Raw genomic sequence first — 17,063 nt, 5'->3', positions numbered from 1 at the left:
ATAAGCGCAGCGTTGAGAATTGACATCGGGGCAAGAAACTTGCCCCAACGCAAGGAAAGTGTGGATGCCCTTAAACCTCGTCCCCAGGGTGATGTAGCGCAGCGGCTGGCATCGAACAGGACGAATAGCATCCGTAAGTATCCAGGATTGATGAACCCTTCATCACAGTTGGATACAGGCGGTGCCTCACTCCACGTGTCGCCCGATGCTTGATAAAGCCGCTTGCGCGGTCTGTTATCGGTTTGGTTGGACGATAGGCACCATTTCTTTGGCATCATTCGGAGGCTTATGAGGCGATTTGCCGTCTAATTACGGCGCCGTCATAAAAAGGTGAATGAGCAGCCGCCGAGAATAATGCACGTAGCGTGCCAACTTTGCAATAAAAATCATAACACAATGATTTTATTTAAAAATAAAATTACATCAGCAAATTCCCCCACCCATTACGCACTGATGAGCGATGAAAAAAACGCCGTGCTGTCGCCAAATGCAGACAACTAAAGTCAAACCTGCTTACCTACAATAAAATCAATTAGTTAAACGTCTCCATTTGGCGACAAGCAAACCAGCGCTTGTCGCAAAATGCAGACACTGCCGCCAGACGGCGAACGCCGGCCATAAAAAAGGGCGCAATTGCTTGCGCCCTCTGTACGGTGGTGACCGTTTTTAGCCCAGCTGCTTACGGGCGTTGCGGAACATACGCATCCACGGGCTGTCCTCGCCCCACTCTTCCGGGTGCCAGGAGTTACTGACGGTGCGGAACACGCGCTCCGGGTGCGGCATCATCACCGTGGCGCGCCCGTTGGCGCTGGTCACGGCGGTGATGCCGTTCGGCGAACCGTTCGGGTTAGCCGGGTAAGCTTCCGTCACCTGACCGGCGTTGTTGACGAAACGCAGCGCCACCAGGCCGTGGCTTTCCAACGCCGCCAGATGTGCCGCATCGCGCACTTCGACGTGCCCTTCACCGTGGGAAACGGCGATCGGCATGCGCGAGCCGGTCATGCCCTGCATGAACAGCGACGGGCTGGCCGCCACTTCCACCAGGCTGAAGCGCGCTTCGAAGCGATCCGACAGGTTGCGCACGAAGCGCGGCCAGTGTTCGGCGCCCGGGATCAGCTCACGCAGGTTGGACATCATCTGGCAGCCGTTGCATACGCCCAGCGCCAGCGTCTGCGGACGGTGGAAGAACGCTTCAAACTCGTCGCGCACCCGCTCGTTGAACAGGATAGACTTCGCCCAGCCTTCGCCGGCGCCCAGGACGTCGCCGTAAGAGAAGCCGCCGCAGGCCACCAGCGTGTGGAAGTCCTGCAGATCGCGGCGCCCGGCCAGCAGATCGCTCATGTGCACGTCCACGGCGTCAAAGCCGGCGCGGTGGAACGCCGCCGCCATTTCAACGTGGGAGTTCACCCCCTGCTCGCGCAGCACCGCCACTTTCGGGCGAGCGCTCTTGGCGATGTACGGCGCAGCGATGTCTTCCTCAGGTGCGAAGGTCAGCTTCACGTTCAGGCCGGGATCTTGTTCATCCTGCTTGGCCTGATGTTCCTGATCGGCGCACGCCGGGTTGTCGCGCAGGCGCTGCATCTGCCAGGTGGTTTCCGCCCACCAGGTGCGCAGCGTATTGCGGCTTTCGCTGTACAACGCCTTGCCATGTTGGTTGATGACGAAACGATCGCCGGCCTGCGCGCTGCCGATGTGATGCACGTTGTCGGTCAGACCGTGCTGCGCGAACGCCCGCTTCACGTCGTCGAGACGTTCGGCGCTCACCTGGATCACCGCGCCCAGCTCTTCGTTGAACAGCACCGCCAGCGCATCGTCGTCGAGGCCATCGAGGTTAACCTCTACGCCGCAGTGACCGGCGAAGGCCATCTCCGCCAGCGTCACCAGCAGGCCGCCGTCGGCGCGGTCGTGATAAGCCAGCAGCGCGCGATCGGCCACCAGCTGCTGCATGGCGTTGAAGAAGCCCGCCAGCTGCGCGACATCGCGCACATCGGCCGGTTTGTCGCCCAGTTGGCGATAAACCTGCGCCAGCGCGGTAGCGCCCAGCGCGTTATGGCCGTTGCCCAGATCGATCAACAGCAGCGCGCTGTCGCCCTTATCGGTGCGCAATTGCGGCGTCACGGTGTGGCGCACGTCTTCCACGCGGGCGAAGGCGGTGATAACCAGCGACAGCGGCGAGGTCATTTCACGCTGTTCATTACCTTCCTGCCAGCGGGTTTTCATCGACATGGAGTCTTTGCCCACCGGAATGGTGATGCCCAGCGCCGGGCACAGCTCTTCGCCCACCGCTTTCACCGCTTCGTACAGGCCGGCGTCTTCACCCGGGTGGCCGGCGGCGGCCATCCAGTTGGCGGACAGCTTCACGCGCTTCAGGCTGCCGATTTCCGTGGCGGCCAGGTTGGTCAGCGCTTCCCCGACCGCCAGGCGGCCGGAGGCGGCGAAGTCCAGCAGCGCCACCGGCGCGCGTTCGCCGAGCGACATCGCTTCGCCGTAATAGCTGTCCAGACTGGCGGTGGTGACCGCGCAGTCGGCCACCGGGATCTGCCACGGGCCGACCATTTGGTCACGCGCCACCATGCCGGTGACGGTGCGGTCGCCGATGGTGATCAGGAAGGTTTTCTCCGCGACGGCCGGCAGATGCAGCACGCGCTTCACCGCGTCGGCCAGCGTGATGTTCTCACGCTGTACCGCCTGGCCCTGCGCCTGCAGACGGGTCACGTCGCGGGTCATCTTCGGCGTCTTGCCGAGCAGCACGTCCAGCGGCATGTCGATCGGCTGATTGTCGAAGTGACGATCGTTCAACGTCAGATGTTGCTCTTCGGTCGCTTCGCCGATCACCGCGTAAGGCGCGCGCTCGCGGCGGCAGATCTCGTCGAACTGCGCCATCTGCGCCGGGGCGATCGCCATCACGTAACGTTCCTGCGATTCGTTGCACCATACTTCCAGCGGGCTCATGCCCGGCTCGTCGTTGAGGATGTCGCGCAGTTCGAAACGGCCGCCGCGTCCGCCGTCGCTCACCAGCTCCGGCATGGCGTTGGACAGGCCGCCGGCGCCGACGTCATGGATAAACAGGATCGGGTTCTGGTCGCCCAGCTGCCAGCAGCGGTCGATCACTTCCTGACAGCGGCGTTCCATTTCCGGGTTGTCGCGCTGCACCGACGCGAAGTCCAGATCGGCATCGGACTGGCCGGACGCCATCGATGACGCCGCGCCGCCGCCCAGACCGATATTCATCGCCGGGCCGCCCAGCACCACCAGCTTGGCGCCGACGGTGATTTCCCCTTTCTGCACGTGATCGGCGCGGATGTTGCCGATGCCGCCCGCCAACATGATAGGTTTGTGGTAGCCGCGTAGCTCGACGCCGTTATGGCTGTTGACGCGCTCTTCATAGGTGCGGAAGTAGCCCAGCAGCGCCGGGCGACCGAATTCGTTGTTGAACGCCGCGCCGCCCAGCGGGCCTTCTGTCATGATGTCCAGCGCGGTGACGATGCGTTCCGGCTTGCCGAAGTCCTGCTCCCACGGCTGTTCAAAGCCGGGAATACGCAGGTTGGATACCGAGAACCCCACCAGGCCGGCCTTCGGCTTGGCGCCGCGGCCGGTGGCGCCTTCGTCGCGGATCTCGCCGCCGGAGCCGGTCGCGGCGCCCGGCCACGGCGAGATCGCCGTCGGGTGGTTGTGGGTTTCTACCTTCATCAGGATGTGCGCGTCTTCCTGATGGTAATCGTACGTGCCGTTCTCCGGCGCGGCGAAGAAGCGGCCGACCTGCGAGCCTTCCATCACCGCGGCGTTGTCTTTATACGCCGACAGCACATAGTCCGGCGTCTGCTCATAGGTGTTCTTGATCATTTTGAACAGCGACTTGGGCTGCTGTTCGCCGTCGATGATCCAGTCGGCGTTGAAAATCTTGTGGCGGCAGTGCTCAGAGTTGGCCTGCGCGAACATATAGAGTTCGATATCCGTCGGGTTGCGCCCCAAACCGGTAAAGGCATTCAGCAGGTAATCGATCTCGTCCTGCGCCAGCGCCAGGCCGAGCCGGACGTTGGCCTGCTCCAGCGCGGCGCGCCCTGCGCCCAGCACGTCGACCGACTGATACGGCGCCGGCTGATGGTGCGCGAACAGCTGTTCAGCCTGTTGCAGCTCGCTGAAGACGGTTTCCATCATGCGATCGTGCAGCAGCGCGGCGAGCTGGCGCCACTGGGCTTCCGTCAGCTCAGGCGCCTTGACGTAGAACGCCAGACCGCGTTCCAACCGCAGCACCTGTTGCAAACCGCAGTTGTGGGCGATGTCGGTGGCTTTGGAAGACCAGGGGGAAATGGTGCCCGGGCGCGGCGTGACCAGCAGCAGCCGGCCTTCGGGGGCGTGTTCGGCGAGAGAAGGACCGTACTTGAGCAAGCGCTGAAGTTTGGCGTGTTCTTCGGCACTTAGCGGTGCGCTAACATCGGCAAAGTGGACGTACTCGGCGTAGATATCACTGACGGGCAGGTGGGCGTCCTGGCAGCGGGACAGCAGTTTGGTAATGCGAAAAGCCGATAAAGCGGGCGAACCACGCAGAATTTCCATAATCAAAGTTCTCTCGTCTTCGAAGCGAAGGATAAGACGCTTCATTGGGCGCAACAGGGGAAAACGCGCGTCATTATAGAGAATCCTCGCCGCCGACGAAACCGTTTGCGTAGGGATTATTGATAAAAGCATGCCGCACCGTCGAATTGTCATAACGTGTCAATAAAGTTGCACACTGGCGTTTTGTTGCGCAAAATGCCCCCCGCACTGGTGATTTAACCATGAGAAAAGTCGCGGTTGTCGTCGCCGGCGTACCTGTGCCACCACTGGATAACTATTTGAAACGTCTTAAAATAAACTACATCCTCATCGGCGTTGTCACTCTGCTTCTGGCTCTCGCGCTGTGGCCCAACATCACCTGGCGCAGCGGCCAGGGCGGGCAACTCCAGGAGATCATTTCCCGCGGCGAGTTGCGTATCAGCACGCTGAATTCACCGCTGACCTATTTCAACACCAAGCAAGGGCCGGGTGGGCTCGACTACGAACTGGCCAAGCGCTTCGCCAACTACCTCGGGGTGAAGCTGGTGGTGATCCCCCATCAGAACATCAATGACCTGTTCGACGATCTGGACGACGACGACGCCGACCTGCTGGCGGCGGGCCTGATCTACAACCAGGAGCGCCTCAGCCGCGCGCGTACCGGCCCGGCCTACTACTCCGTTTCCCAACAGCTGGTGTACCGGCTGGGCACCGCGCGGCCGAAAAGCTTCGCCGACATTAAGGGCAAGCTGGCGGTCGCCTCCGGTTCCGCGCACGTCAGCACGCTAAAACAGCTCAAGCAGGATAAATACCCGGATCTCGCCTGGGAGTCCTCCAGCGATCTCACCTCCAAAGAACTGCTGGAGCGGGTTGCCGACGGCAAGCTGGACTATACCCTCGGCGATTCGGTGACCATCGCGCTGCTGCAGCGCATCCATCCACAGCTGGCGGTGGCGTTCGACGTCACCGACGAAGAGCCGGTCACCTGGTACCTCAAACGCGACGGCGACGACAGCCTGTACGCGGCGATGCTGGATTTCTACAGTCAGATGGTGGACGACGGCACCCTGGCGCGGCTGGAAGAGAAATACCTCGGCCACGTCGGCAGCTTCGACTATGTGGACACCAAAACCTTCCTGTCGGCCATCGATTCGGTGCTGCCCAACTTCCGCCCGCTGTTCGAGAAGCACGCCAACGAGATCGACTGGAAGCTGCTGGCGGCCATCGCCTATCAGGAATCGCACTGGAATCCGCAGGCCACCTCACCCACCGGCGTGCGCGGCCTGATGATGCTGACCCGCGCCACCGCCGACGGCCTGGGGGTCAACGATCGCCTCGATCCGGAAGAGAGCATTCAGGGCGGCGCCCTTTACCTGCAGCGGCTGATGGCTAAGGTGCCGGACAGCGTGCCGGAAGACGAGCGCATCTGGTTCTCGCTGGCGGCCTACAACATGGGGTGGGGCCATATGCTGGACGCGCGCAAGCTGACCAAGACGCAAAAAGGCAACCCGGACAGCTGGGTCGACGTCAAACAGCGCCTGCCGATGCTCAGCCAAAAGCGCTACTACCCGCAGCTGACCTACGGCTATGCGCGCGGGCGTGAAGCCTACAACTATGTAGAAAACATCCGCCGCTATCAGGTCAGCCTGGTGGGTTATCTGCAGGAAAAAGAGAGAAAGGCGGCGCAAGCGGCCGCCGAGCAGGAAGCGTTGGGGAAAGGCTACCCGACGGTGATGCCGGAACTGGCGCTCAACAACTGATTATTCCGGCTTATCCGCCGCCCGCTGCGCCAGCTTGAGCGCTTTTTTCTGTTCGCGGCGCAGGCGGAAGAAATTGCTCAGGGTGGCGGCGCATTCGTCCGCCAGCACGCCCGAGACGATCTCCACCTGATGATTCATGCCCGGATGGCGCAAAATGTCCACCAGCGAACCGGCCGCGCCGGTTTTCTCGTCGGCGGCGCCGTACACCAACCGGCGGATGCGGCTGTGCACCATCGCGCCGGCGCACATCACGCAGGGCTCCAGCGTGACGTACAGCGTGGCGTTTAGCAGGCGATAGTTTTGCAGCACCGCGCCGCCCTGGCGCAGCGCCATGATCTCGGCGTGCGCGGTAGGATCGTGGCGGCCGATCGGCCGGTTCCAGCCCTCGCCGATGACCTGATTGTCCAGCACCAGCAGCGCACCCACCGGCACCTCGCCCTCTTCCTGCGCGCGCAGGGCCAGCTGCAATGCCTGACGCATCCAGTACTCATCGTTATATTCAGTCATCGCATAATTCCTCGTGCGCTTTTGCGGCGGGCATTATACACACTAGCCTCCCTTTGTCGTAGCCGCCCGCCAATGGCTATACTGGCCGAATCAGCATGTGATTCAGGGACAAGAAGCATGAAGCTCAGTAAAAAGAACGCCGTCGTAGTGCGCAAGGCGCTGGACGGCTGGGTTGGGGAAGGCGCCATGACGCCCGAACAACGGCAGCAACTGCTGCAGCATGTGGACGTGCAACCTTTCGACTGGCGGCGGCTGGCGCGCTATGCGTTTCTCGCCGCGCTGGCCTCGCTGCTGATCGCCGTCACCAGCCTGTTCGCCGACAGCGAACTGCTTGCATGGCTGAGCGGACTGTTCCGCTTCGACGCGCCGGTGCGCATGGCGATCGCCGGCGTACTGGCGGCGCTGGCCTACGTTTGGGCGCTGCGTCGTCGTCAACGCCATCCGGAAAAACGCTACGGCAATGAGGCGGCGCTGTTTGTCGCCGTGTTGCTCACCGCCTGCGCCTTATGGCAGTTGGGGGTCTGGCTGGATAACGGCAGCGGCCGGGTTTCCGTACTGCTGCTGGTCGCCGCGCTGCTGTACGGCGCGATCGGCTGGTTCAGCCGCTCCGGGCTGGTATGGTGGTTCGCCCTGCTGTCGCTCGGCAATGCCTTCGGCGCCGAGACCGGCTACCTGTCCGGCTGGGGCGCCTACTGGCTCGGCATGAGCTACCCGATTCGCTTTATCGCCTTCGGCGCGGTGCTGATCGCCGCCGCATTGCTGCTGCGGCCGCTGTTGGCGCAGCGCGGCCTGCAGCGGGTGTCGCTGGCAATGGGCCTGCTGTACCTGTTCATCGCGCTGTGGCTGCTGTCCATCTTCGGCAACTACGGCGATCTCGACAGCTGGTACCGCGCGCGCCAGATCGAGCTGTTCCACTGGAGCCTGCTGTTCGGGCTGGCCGCCCTCGCCGCCATCTGGCTGGGGTTGAAGCATGACGACGCCATGCTGCGCGGTTTCGGGCTGACCTTCCTCGGCATCAACCTCTATACCCGCCTGTTCGAGTTTTTCTGGGACAGCATGCCGAAAACGATTTTCTTCGCGCTGCTCGGCCTGAGCCTGTGGGCGTTGGGGCATTATGCGGAGAAGATTTGGCAGCTCGGGCGCAAACCACACGACGTGAGCGACGACTGATCGCGGCAGCGATAACAGCAAAGGGCGGAATTCTCCGCCCTTTGTTTATTCCAGCTGCTGCAGCTCGCCCTGCTTGCTCACCCGCCAACGGTGCTCGCAAAAAAACAGCAGCGGGTTATCCTGCTTGCTGTCGCTGTAACCGCTGTACAGCTTCAGCGGCGCGCCGAGCCGTTGCTCCAACTGCACCACTTTTTGCACGCCCAGACAGCGCAAGGTCAGCACCCAGCCGCCATAGCGACGCGCGATGCGGCTGCCGACCAACCGCACCCGCGGCAGAAACGCCGAATCCTGATACACCTGCGCCACCAGTTGCTCCGGCGAGCCGGTAATCAACCACACCTCGGCATCGTGCTCATCCAGATACTGCCGCAAGCGCATTTGCACCACCGGAAACGCAGTGACCTTCTGGCGGAAAACCTCAATGAACTGCCGCTCCAGCGCCTTCAGCGTCGCTTCGGTACGCCCGAAGGTGATAGCCCACAGCAACAGGCTCATCGGCCAGCGCGCGGCGCGCCCCAGCAGCAACAGCGCCAGACCAATCAATGGCAACAGCGGTATCACCAGCAGCAGATTCAGCGGTAAACGGCGCAGCAGGAAACGCAAGAAACTGCCGAACATATCTTCCTGATGCAGAGTGCCGTCCAGATCGAAAAAGACCACGCGGCGCCCCTCTGCGGCCGGTTGTTGCTGCTTGTCGCTCAAACGCTACTCCTCGGGATCGTTGAACCCCATCATCCAGGTGAAGAGAAAACCGGCGATAATCGTAATCAGCATCCCCGCCAGATACAACATCACCTTACCTGAGACGATGGTCAACGCCAAAGGCAGCCCCGAAATGCCGAAGGTAATCACCGTCGCCACTTTCCAGTAGCTGATCAGCGCGCCGCCTACCGCACCGCCGAGGCAGGCACCGATAAACGGCCGGCCCAGCGGCAGCGTCACCCCGAAGATCAGCGGTTCGCCGATGCCGAGAATGCCGACCGGCAACGCCCCTTTGATCACCTTCTTCAGCCGCGCGTTGCGGGTTTTCAACAGTACCGCCAGCGCCGCCCCCACCTGACCGACGCCGGCCATCGCCAGGATCGGCAACAGCGGGTTGGAACCGTGCGCCTGCACCAGCTCGACGTGGATCGGCACCAGTCCCTGGTGCAAGCCGGACAGCACCAGCGGCAGGAACAGCCCGGAGAGCAGCGCCCCCACCAGCAGCCCGCCCTTGTCGATCGCCAAATTGGCGCCGTGGGCGATGGCATCGGAAATGGCGCCACCGATCGGCTGCAGGATCAGGATCGCCAACGAGGCGGTGACCAGCGTGGTCAGCAGCGGATTGAGGATCAGTTCGACCGACTCCGGCAGCAGCGTGCGCAGGCGTTTCTCCACCCAGCACATCAACGCCACCACCAGCAGCACGGCGATCACCCCGCCGCGCCCCGGCTGCAGCGCCTCGCCGAACAGGGTGATCTGCGCCAGCGCCGGACTGGAAAGAATGCCGGCCATCACGCCGCCCATCGCCTGTGAGCCGCCGAATACCCGCGCGGCGTTCACCCCGACCAGAATGTTCATAATGGCGAATACCGCGCTGCCGAAGATCGCCAGCAGCCCCAGCGCGTTCGGGTAGTCCACCGCCAGCTGGCCGGCGATGTCGGGCCGCTTCAGCAGGTTGATGATGCCGGTGATCAGCCCCGAGGCGATAAACGCCGGGATCAGCGGAATAAAAACGTCGGCCAGCTTTTTCAGCGCGCCGCTCATCGGCGCAGCGTATTTTTGCTTGGCCTGCGCCTTGGTGCGGGCGGCGTCACCGACGGCGGCAACGGGCTGCGCATCACCGCTCAACAGCCCGCGCATGGCGTCCACCACCTTGGCGGCGGCGCCCGGGCCGACGATAAACTGATGCTGTTCACCCTGTTTGATATAGCCCTTCACCCCCGGCAGCTGCTTGAGGGCGGCCAGATCCAGGCGCTGCTCATCGCTGACCTCGACGCGCACCCGCGTCATGCAGTTTTCCAGTTTGAGGATATTGCCCTCGCCCCCCACGCCCGCCAGGATCTGTGTCGCCAATGCCGTTGTCTTGTCCATCGCCGCCCCCACCGTGAATTAACGCGCCAACGCCGCGCGCAGGTAGCCGTCGTGCCGCTGCAGCCGCTGCTGCGCCTCATCGGCGCTGACGCCGGCTAAAATCATCAGGATCGCCGGTTTGACCTCAAAGCCGGTCTGCGCCAGCGCCGCTTCCGCCTGAGCGCGTTCGGCGCCGGTGGCCTCCATCACGATGCGGCAGGCGCGATCCACCAGTTTGACGTTGGTGGCCTTCACGTCCACCATCAGGTTCTGGTAGACCTTGCCCAGTTTGACCATCGCACCGGTCGACAGCATGTTGAGTACCAGTTTCTGCGCGGTGCCGGATTTCAGGCGCGTTGAGCCGGTCAGCGCCTCCGGCCCCACCACCGGCGAAATCGCCACCTGTGCTTCGTGCGCAATCGGCGAATCCGGGTTGCAGGAGATGGCCGCCGTCGGGCAGCCCAGCCCGCGCGCATAGCGCAGTGCGCCGATCACGTAGGGCGTACGCCCCGAGGCCGCCAGCCCCACCACCATATCAACGGCGGTGAGATTCAGCGCCCGGAGATCGGCTTCACCCAGGGCCTCGTCATCTTCCGCCCCCTCCACCGCTTTGAGCAGCGCGCCCGGCCCGCCGGCGATTAGCCCCACCACCACGCCGTGCGGCACGCCGAAGGTCGGCGGACACTCGGAGGCGTCCAATACGCCCAGGCGGCCGCTGGTGCCGGCGCCCAAATAAATCAACCGCCCACCGGCCTTCAGCGCCGCCGCCGCCAAATCGACCGCCTGCGCGATCGCCGGCAACACCTGTTCAATCGCCTCCGGCACCTTGCGATCTTCCTGGTTAAAGCAACGGACCATGTCCAGCGTCGACATTTCATCCAGCCCTATGGTGGCCGGGTTACGGGTTTCCGATACCAGTGCGCCTAAGTTCATCTGTTCACCTTTGAATTTTTAATTCACAAAATTAAATCAATATTTGAATATTTTATTCAACAAAGCGAGCGCTATTTGCTATTTTAACGGTGAGCTCACAAAAATTTTCACCGCGCGTTTTCGCCCTCTGCATGGCAAAATGGCCGCTGGTTTCCAGGGAAAGAACAATGAGTACCCTTCTGCGCATTCGCCAGATGTATCCGACACTGGCGCAAAACGACCGCAAGCTGGCGGACTTTCTGCTGAATAACGCCGAGCAGGCGCGCCATCTCAGCTCGCAAAAGCTGGCTCAGTTGGCCGGCATCAGCCAGTCGAGCGTGGTGAAGTTCGCCCAAAAACTGGGCTATAAAGGCTTTCCAGCGCTGAAGCTGGCGCTGAGCGAGACGCTGGCCCAACCGCAGGCCGAGCCGGTGGTGACCGTTCACAACCACATCCTCAGCAGCGATACGCTGAAAACCGTCGGTGAAAAGCTGCTGGCGGAAAAGCAGGCGGCGCTGCGCGCGACGCTCGACATCAACAGCGAAGAGCGGCTGCACCAGGCGTTGGACATGCTGCGCCAGGCGCGCCGGGTGATGCTGATCGGCATCGGCGCCTCCGGGCTGGTGGCCAAGGATTTTTCCTTCAAGCTGCTGAAAATTGGCGTGATGGCGGTGGCCGAAGCGGATATGCACGTCCAGCTGGCGGCGGTGCAGGCGCTGGACAAACGCGATCTGCTGCTGGCTATCTCCTTCAGCGGCGAGCGGCGTGAAATCAATCTGGCGGCGGAAGAAGCGCGCCAGGCCGGCGCCAGGGTGCTGGCGCTGACCAGCTTCTCGCCCAACGGCCTGCAGCAACGCGCGGACCACTGCCTCTATACCATCGCCGAAGAACCCCACACCCGCAGCGCGGCCATCTCCTCCAGCACTGCCCAGTTCGCCCTCACCGACCTGCTGTTTATGGCGCTGATCCAGCACGACCTTGATCATGCCCGCGACCGTATCAGGCACAGCGAACAATTGATGAAAAAGTTGGTTTAACCGGTATAATCGCCGCTGCGAAAAATACCCCTGTTAATAATGAGAGATACGTCATGGCCCTGCTAATCACACGCAAATGCATCAACTGCGACATGTGCGAGCCGGAATGCCCGAACCAGGCAATTTCGATGGGCGATGAGATCTACCAGATCGATACCGAGCGCTGCACCGAGTGCGTTGGCCATTATGATACGCCGACCTGTCAGCAGGTTTGCCCTATCGACAACACCATCATCACCGATCCGCAGCATCGTGAGACCAACGAACAGCTGTGGGACAAGTTCGTGGTGTTGCACCACGCCGATCGCATTTAATCCGCCGCAGGACTGACAAGGGCGCCATAGGCGCCCTTTCTATTTTCAGCTTTCGACGATCACCGTCGCACAGGCATAGCGCCGTTCGTCGGCCAGCGAAACGTGGATCGCGGTGACCCCCATCTCCCCCGCCAGCTCGGCGGCGCGGCCGTGCAAACGAATATTCGGCTTGCCCAACGCATCGTTGAACACCTCAAACTGGTTGAACGCCAGGCCGTTGCGAATGCCGGTGCCGAACGCCTTGGCGGCGGCCTCTTTCACCGCGAAACGCTTGGCCAGAAAGCGAATCGGCTGCTGGTGCTGCTGATACAGCGCCCATTCGGCGTCGCTCAGCACGCGGCGCGCCAGACGATCGCCGCTGCGCTCTACCACCGCTTCGATACGCGCCATCTCGACGATGTCGGTACCCAGCCCGAGCACCGCCATTACCGGCGCGCTTCCCGCATCAGCACTTTCATGTCGGCAACCGCGGCCGGCAGCCCGCTCATCACCGCCTGGCCGATAATCGCATGGCCGATGTTCAGCTCGTGCATTTCCGGCAGCGCGGCGATCGGCTGCACGTTATGGTAGGTCAGGCCGTGGCCGGCGTTGACCTTCAGCCCCTTCTCGGCCGCGTAGGCGGCGGCGACCGCGATGCGGTGCAGCTCGGCCTGTACCGCCAGCTCGCCCTGCGCTTCGGCGTAGGCGCCGGTGTGGATTTCGATATAAGGGGCGCCCACCGCCACCGCCGCGTCGATCTGGCGATGATCGGGATCGATGAACAGCGAAACCAGAATGCCCGCCTGCGCCAGGCGCTCGACCGCCACGCTCATTTTGTCTAACTGGCCGGCGACGTCCAGGCCGCCTTCGGTGGTCACTTCCTCGCGTTTTTCCGGCACCAGGCAGCAGAAATGCGGCTGCAGCTCAATGGCGATGTCCAGCATCTCGTCGGTCACCGCCATCTCCAGGTTCATGCGCGTCTGGATGGTCTGACGCAGCAAACGCACGTCGCGATCGGTGATGTGGCGGCGATCTTCGCGCAGATGCACGGTAATGCCGTCGGCCCCTGCCTGTTCGGCAATGAATGCCGCCTGAACCGGATCCGGATATTGGGTTCCGCGCGCGTTACGTAACGTGGCGATGTGATCGATATTGACGCCCAGCAGTAAATCAGCCATGACAACCTCTAAATACGATTTTCAGTGCCAGCAGTTTACACTCGGGTGCAGGGCGGCAAAAGGGGAAAAGGTCAGGCGTCGTCGACCGGCGTATTCGGCTGTTTGCGCACGAACTGGCGGAACAGCTCGCGGCTCTTCAACGGTTTGCCGCCGAGGTAGGGTTTCAGCGCCATGCGGGTGAAACGCTTGGCGGCGCGCAGCGTCTCGGCATCGGGAAACTGCCGCTCCGCCAGCGCGCGCAGTTCACGCCCGGTGAAGCTGTAGTGATCCACCACCAGGCTGGCGATAAAGCCTTTCTCTTCGCGGTAACGGTAGGTCATGGCGTCATCCACCGGCAGGCCGCTGCCGGCGCAGTGCAGAAAATCGAGGCCGTAGCCGAGATGATGCAACAAGGCCAGCTCGAACTGGCGCAGCGCCTGTTCCGGTGAACTGTCTTCCGCCGCCAGCGCCTGCAGGCATTGCAGATAGTCGAAGAACAGCACCGAGTAGTTGGTTTCCTGCTCCAGCACGCGCGCCAGCAGTTCGTTCACGTACAGGCCGCTGTAAAGCATCATGCCGCTGAGGGGTAAACCGAGAGAGACCGCTTCGGCGTTGCGCAGCGTTTTCACTTCGCCGCGGCCGCCCCAGCGCACTAACAGGGGGGTAAAGGGCTGCAGGCAACCCTTCAGATTGGAGCGGCGGCTGCGCGCGCCTTTTGCCAGCAAGCGCACCCGCCCATGACCTTCGGTAAACAGATCCAGCATCAGACTGGTTTCACTGTACGGCCGCCCATGCAGGACGAAAGCGCGCTCCCAGCCGTCCACGGATCGTTACTTCAGATCGTCAACATAGCCCAGGCTGCGCAGCGCACGTTCGTCGTCCGCCCAACCGGATTTCACTTTCACCCACAGCTCGAGATGCACTTTGGCGTCGAACATTTGTTCCATGTCCTGACGCGCTTCGATGCCGATGGTTTTGATCTTGGCACCCTTGTTGCCGATGACCATTTTCTTCTGGCCTTCGCGCTCAACCAGGATCAGGCCGTGCACATCATAGCCGCCGCGATCGTTAGCCACGAACTGTTCGATTTCTACCGTCACCGAGTACGGCAGCTCTTCGCCCAGGAAACGCATCAACTTCTCGCGAATGATCTCGGACGCCATAAAGCGCTGGGAGCGATCGGTGATGTAGTCTTCCGGGAAGTGGTGTTCCGCTTCCGGCAGCAGCTTGCGCACGATGCCGGCGATGGTGTCGACGTTCATCCCTTTCTCGGCGGAGATAGGCACCACGTCGAGGAAGTGCATCTGCTGGCTGAGGAACGCGATGTGCGGCAACAGCTTGGATTTGTCGGTAACGTTATCGACCTTGTTGATCGCCAGCAATACCGGGCAGCGCAGGCTGCGCAGCTTGTTGACCACCATTTCGTCGTCGGCGGTCCAGTTGGTGCCTTCGACCACGAAGATCACCAGCTCAACGTCGCCGATCGAGCTGCTGGCCGCGCGGTTCATCAAACGGTTGATGGCGCGTTTTTCTTCGATGTGCAGCCCTGGGGTATCGACGTAGATCGCCTGATAGGCGCCATCGGTGTCGATGCCCATGATGCGGTGACGGGTCGTCTGCGGCTTACGCGACGTAATGGAAACCTTCTGCCCCAGCAGTTGGTTCAGCAACGTCGATTTGCCCACGTTCGGGCGGCCGACGATGGCGATAAACCCGCAGTGTTGTTTTACTTCGCTCATTCAAGCTCCAGCTTTTTCAGCGCTTGTTCCGCTGCCGCCTGCTCGGCTTTACGGCGGCTCGAGCCGGTGCCCACCACGGGCTCGCTCAAACCACTCACCTGGCAGTGGATGGTAAACTCCTGGTCGTGCGCTTCACCGCGAACCTGCACCACCAAATAAGAAGGCAACGGCAGATGACGCCCCTGCAAAAATTCCTGCAAACGGGTTTTCGGGTCTTTCTGCTTATCACCGGGGCTGATTTCGTCCAACCGGCTGCGATACCAGTCCAAAATCAGACGCTCGACGGTCTGGATGTCGCTATCCAGGAACACGCCGCCGATCAATGCCTCCACCGTATCCGCCAGGATTGACTCGCGGCGGAACCCACCACTTTTCAATTCGCCCGGCCCAAGCCGCAGACATTCGCCCAGGTCAAACTCGCGCGCCATCTCCGCCAGCGTGTTGCCGCGCACCAGCGTGGCGCGCATGCGGCTCATGTCGCCCTCGTCTACGCGAGGAAAACGGTGATAGAGCGCATTGGCGATGACAAAGCTCAGAATCGAGTCACCCAGAAACTCAAGACGTTCATTGTGTTTACTGCTGGCGCTGCGGTGAGTCAAAGCCTGCAGTAAAAGCTCCTGCTGTTGAAAAGTGTAGCCCAGCTTCCGCTGCAGCCTGTTTATTACGATGGGGTTCATGAGTTACCAATAGATCAAGAATGCGTCAAAAACTTGCAGCACACGGAACAGGCCTGCTTCGCCGAAAGCCGATCCAAAGCTGTTTCGTTTGCAGTGGCTCCCAGCAGGAGCCAACTTTTATCGCTCGAGAAGGTATTCTACAACGAGTGGAAACATAATGCTGTGTTTATATCCTCTTAATCTTTCACGCCGCAGTAGGCTGCGGCGTGAAATTGACAGGGAATAAATCAGCGATTAATGAATGCCGCCGATCCGGCTGAAACGCACGCCGGTAGGCCACTCGCCTTCCTGTTTTTCAAAGCTCATCCAGATGGCCGTGGCTTTGCCCACCAGATTCTTCTCCGGCACAAAGCCCCAGTAACGGCTGTCCGCGCTGTTGTCACGGTTGTCGCCCATCATGAAGTAATGCCCGGCCGGCACCACCCACTCCGCCAACGGTTTGCCCGGCTGCTGGTAGTAAGCGCCCACCCGATCCTGCGCGTCCGGCACGGTCAGGATGCGGTGCGTGACGTTGCCGAGGCTTTCCTGGCGCTCACGCATGCGAATGCCGCCCGACGGCACGTTATCGTTCAGCGGGATCTGGTAGAAGCCGTTGCTGGCCTCGCCCATGCCGCTGCGGCTGAACAGCTGCACGAAGTCGCTCGGCTGCGCATCGGCGTAGGTCACGGCCAGCGCGGTATCACAGGACTGCCCGCTGTTGCAGGACGGCTGCACCGTGACGCGCTTATTCACCGGATCGTAAGTAATACGGTCGCCCGGCAGGCCAATCACGCGCTTGATATAATCCAGTTTCGGATCCAACGGATATTTAAATACCGCAATATCACCACGCTTCGGATGGCCGGTTTCAATGAGCGTCGTCTGGGTAATCGGATCTTTAATGCCGTAGGCATATTTCTCCACCAGAATGAAATCGCCAATCAACAGCGTCGGCATCATTGAGCCGGACGGGATCTGGAACGGTTCGTAAATAAACGAACGCACCACAAACACCAGCAGCAACACCGGGAAGACCGATGCGCCGGTCTCCACCCAGCCTGGCTGCTTTGCCACTTTCGCCAGCGTTTTATCGTCTACGGCGCCCGCGGTCTGTGCGTTGACCGCCGCAATCTTCGCGCGGCGGGCCGGCGCCCATTTAAAGCGCTCGAAGCACCAGATGATCCCGGTGACCAGGGTGGCCAACGCCAGGATCAGGGCAAACATATTCGCCATGCAAACTCCCT

Annotated in this window: 15 protein-coding genes; 4 read left to right on the top strand and 11 right to left on the bottom strand. The window is 61.6% G+C overall.

From position 1 onward, the window contains the following. Positions 1-666: 666 nt before the first annotated feature. Complete coding sequence (gene purL, locus L085_RS09845; protein WP_193378783.1) at positions 667-4,560, bottom strand: phosphoribosylformylglycinamidine synthase; 3,894 nt, start codon at positions 4,558-4,560, stop codon at positions 667-669. 275 nt (positions 4,561-4,835) lie between these two features. On the opposite strand from purL, the gene mltF reads away from it, so the two are divergent. Next, positions 4,836-6,296, top strand: a complete 1,461-nt coding sequence (gene mltF, locus L085_RS09840) for a membrane-bound lytic murein transglycosylase MltF (protein WP_044030658.1) — start codon at positions 4,836-4,838, stop codon at positions 6,294-6,296. On the opposite strand, the gene tadA is transcribed toward mltF, so the two are convergent. Further along, positions 6,297-6,803, bottom strand: a complete 507-nt coding sequence (gene tadA / locus L085_RS09835) for a tRNA adenosine(34) deaminase TadA (protein ID WP_033644114.1) — start codon at positions 6,801-6,803, stop codon at positions 6,297-6,299. A gap of 117 nt (positions 6,804-6,920) precedes the next feature. Here tadA and L085_RS09830 point away from each other — a divergent pair, with 117 nt between their 5' ends. After that, positions 6,921-7,973, top strand: a complete 1,053-nt coding sequence (locus L085_RS09830; protein ID WP_044030657.1) for a DUF2157 domain-containing protein — start codon at positions 6,921-6,923, stop codon at positions 7,971-7,973. A gap of 45 nt (positions 7,974-8,018) precedes the next feature. Here L085_RS09830 and yfhb read toward each other — a convergent pair whose 3' ends face one another. Genes yfhb through murQ form a run of 3 tightly spaced genes read right to left on the bottom strand, consistent with a single transcriptional unit; the run spans position 8,019 to position 10,958 of the window. After that, positions 8,019-8,675 (bottom strand): phosphatidylglycerophosphatase C, encoded by a 657-nt coding sequence (yfhb, locus tag L085_RS09825; protein WP_044030656.1) that lies wholly within the window; start codon positions 8,673-8,675, stop codon positions 8,019-8,021. A 3-nt stretch (positions 8,676-8,678) separates the two neighbouring features. After that, the gene (locus L085_RS09820; RefSeq protein WP_044030655.1) at positions 8,679-10,046 is read right to left on the bottom strand and encodes a PTS transporter subunit EIIC; all 1,368 of its coding nucleotides are present in this window, start codon (positions 10,044-10,046) and stop codon (positions 8,679-8,681) included. 18 nt (positions 10,047-10,064) lie between these two features. Then, complete coding sequence (murQ, locus tag L085_RS09815) at positions 10,065-10,958, bottom strand: N-acetylmuramic acid 6-phosphate etherase (RefSeq protein WP_044030654.1); 894 nt, start codon at positions 10,956-10,958, stop codon at positions 10,065-10,067. A gap of 167 nt (positions 10,959-11,125) precedes the next feature. Between murQ and L085_RS09810 the strand changes: the two genes are divergently transcribed. Together L085_RS09810 and L085_RS09805 are read left to right on the top strand one after the other, a co-directional pair. Beyond that, a complete protein-coding gene (locus L085_RS09810; RefSeq protein WP_044030653.1) occupies positions 11,126-11,974 on the top strand; it encodes a MurR/RpiR family transcriptional regulator in 849 nt (282 codons plus the stop codon). Between the two features lie 53 nt (positions 11,975-12,027). Then, positions 12,028-12,288 (top strand): YfhL family 4Fe-4S dicluster ferredoxin, encoded by a 261-nt coding sequence (locus tag L085_RS09805; RefSeq protein WP_021504526.1) that lies wholly within the window; start codon positions 12,028-12,030, stop codon positions 12,286-12,288. Positions 12,289-12,333: 45 nt separating this feature from the next. On the opposite strand, the gene acpS is transcribed toward L085_RS09805, so the two are convergent. The 6 genes from acpS to lepB all read right to left on the bottom strand — a co-directional run bounded on the left by acpS (position 12,334) and on the right by lepB (position 17,052). Further along, positions 12,334-12,714: a holo-ACP synthase gene (gene acpS / locus L085_RS09800; RefSeq protein WP_004929169.1), complete on the bottom strand. Its 381-nt coding sequence runs from the start codon at positions 12,712-12,714 to the stop codon at positions 12,334-12,336. Further along, positions 12,714-13,445: a pyridoxine 5'-phosphate synthase gene (gene pdxJ / locus L085_RS09795; protein ID WP_004929166.1), complete on the bottom strand. Its 732-nt coding sequence runs from the start codon at positions 13,443-13,445 to the stop codon at positions 12,714-12,716. Before pdxJ ends, acpS begins: the two co-directional genes overlap by 1 nt. Before the next feature lie 71 nt (positions 13,446-13,516). Next, positions 13,517-14,248 (bottom strand): DNA repair protein RecO, encoded by a 732-nt coding sequence (gene recO, locus L085_RS09790; protein ID WP_004929165.1) that lies wholly within the window; start codon positions 14,246-14,248, stop codon positions 13,517-13,519. Between the two features lie 6 nt (positions 14,249-14,254). Further along, entirely contained in the window at positions 14,255-15,163 is a 909-nt protein-coding gene (gene era / locus L085_RS09785; protein ID WP_044030652.1) for a GTPase Era, read from the bottom strand. Beyond that, positions 15,160-15,840 carry a ribonuclease III gene (gene rnc / locus L085_RS09780; protein ID WP_004929158.1) on the bottom strand — a complete coding sequence of 227 codons (681 nt, stop codon included), beginning with the start codon at positions 15,838-15,840 and terminating at the stop codon, positions 15,160-15,162. The genes era and rnc overlap by 4 nt, the downstream gene beginning before the upstream one ends. Before the next feature lie 234 nt (positions 15,841-16,074). Beyond that, positions 16,075-17,052 (bottom strand): signal peptidase I, encoded by a 978-nt coding sequence (gene lepB / locus L085_RS09775; protein ID WP_004929153.1) that lies wholly within the window; start codon positions 17,050-17,052, stop codon positions 16,075-16,077. Between the last annotated feature and the right edge of the window lie 11 nt (positions 17,053-17,063).

Origin of the sequence: Serratia sp. FS14 (genome assembly GCF_000695995.1) — a bacterium.
GTDB lineage: Bacteria > Pseudomonadota > Gammaproteobacteria > Enterobacterales > Enterobacteriaceae > Serratia > Serratia nematodiphila.
Note: the sequence above shows the minus strand (reverse complement) of the source record. Positions and strands in the feature narration are given on the sequence as shown.

What these genes read in the sequence shown, in the direction of transcription:
- tadA (WP_033644114.1), bottom strand. Translation starts at nt 6,803, where the DNA reads ATGACTGAATATAACGATGAGTACTGGATGCGTCAGGCATTGCAGCTG.
- L085_RS09830 (WP_044030657.1), top strand. Translation starts at nt 6,921, where the DNA reads ATGAAGCTCAGTAAAAAGAACGCCGTCGTAGTGCGCAAGGCGCTGGAC.
- L085_RS09820 (WP_044030655.1), bottom strand. Translation starts at nt 10,046, where the DNA reads ATGGACAAGACAACGGCATTGGCGACACAGATCCTGGCGGGCGTGGGG.
- murQ (WP_044030654.1), bottom strand. Translation starts at nt 10,958, where the DNA reads ATGAACTTAGGCGCACTGGTATCGGAAACCCGTAACCCGGCCACCATA.
- L085_RS09810 (WP_044030653.1), top strand. Translation starts at nt 11,126, where the DNA reads ATGAGTACCCTTCTGCGCATTCGCCAGATGTATCCGACACTGGCGCAA.
- L085_RS09805 (WP_021504526.1), top strand. Translation starts at nt 12,028, where the DNA reads ATGGCCCTGCTAATCACACGCAAATGCATCAACTGCGACATGTGCGAG.
- acpS (WP_004929169.1), bottom strand. Translation starts at nt 12,714, where the DNA reads ATGGCGGTGCTCGGGCTGGGTACCGACATCGTCGAGATGGCGCGTATC.
- pdxJ (WP_004929166.1), bottom strand. Translation starts at nt 13,445, where the DNA reads ATGGCTGATTTACTGCTGGGCGTCAATATCGATCACATCGCCACGTTA.
- era (WP_044030652.1), bottom strand. Translation starts at nt 15,163, where the DNA reads ATGAGCGAAGTAAAACAACACTGCGGGTTTATCGCCATCGTCGGCCGC.
- rnc (WP_004929158.1), bottom strand. Translation starts at nt 15,840, where the DNA reads ATGAACCCCATCGTAATAAACAGGCTGCAGCGGAAGCTGGGCTACACT.
- lepB (WP_004929153.1), bottom strand. Translation starts at nt 17,052, where the DNA reads ATGGCGAATATGTTTGCCCTGATCCTGGCGTTGGCCACCCTGGTCACC.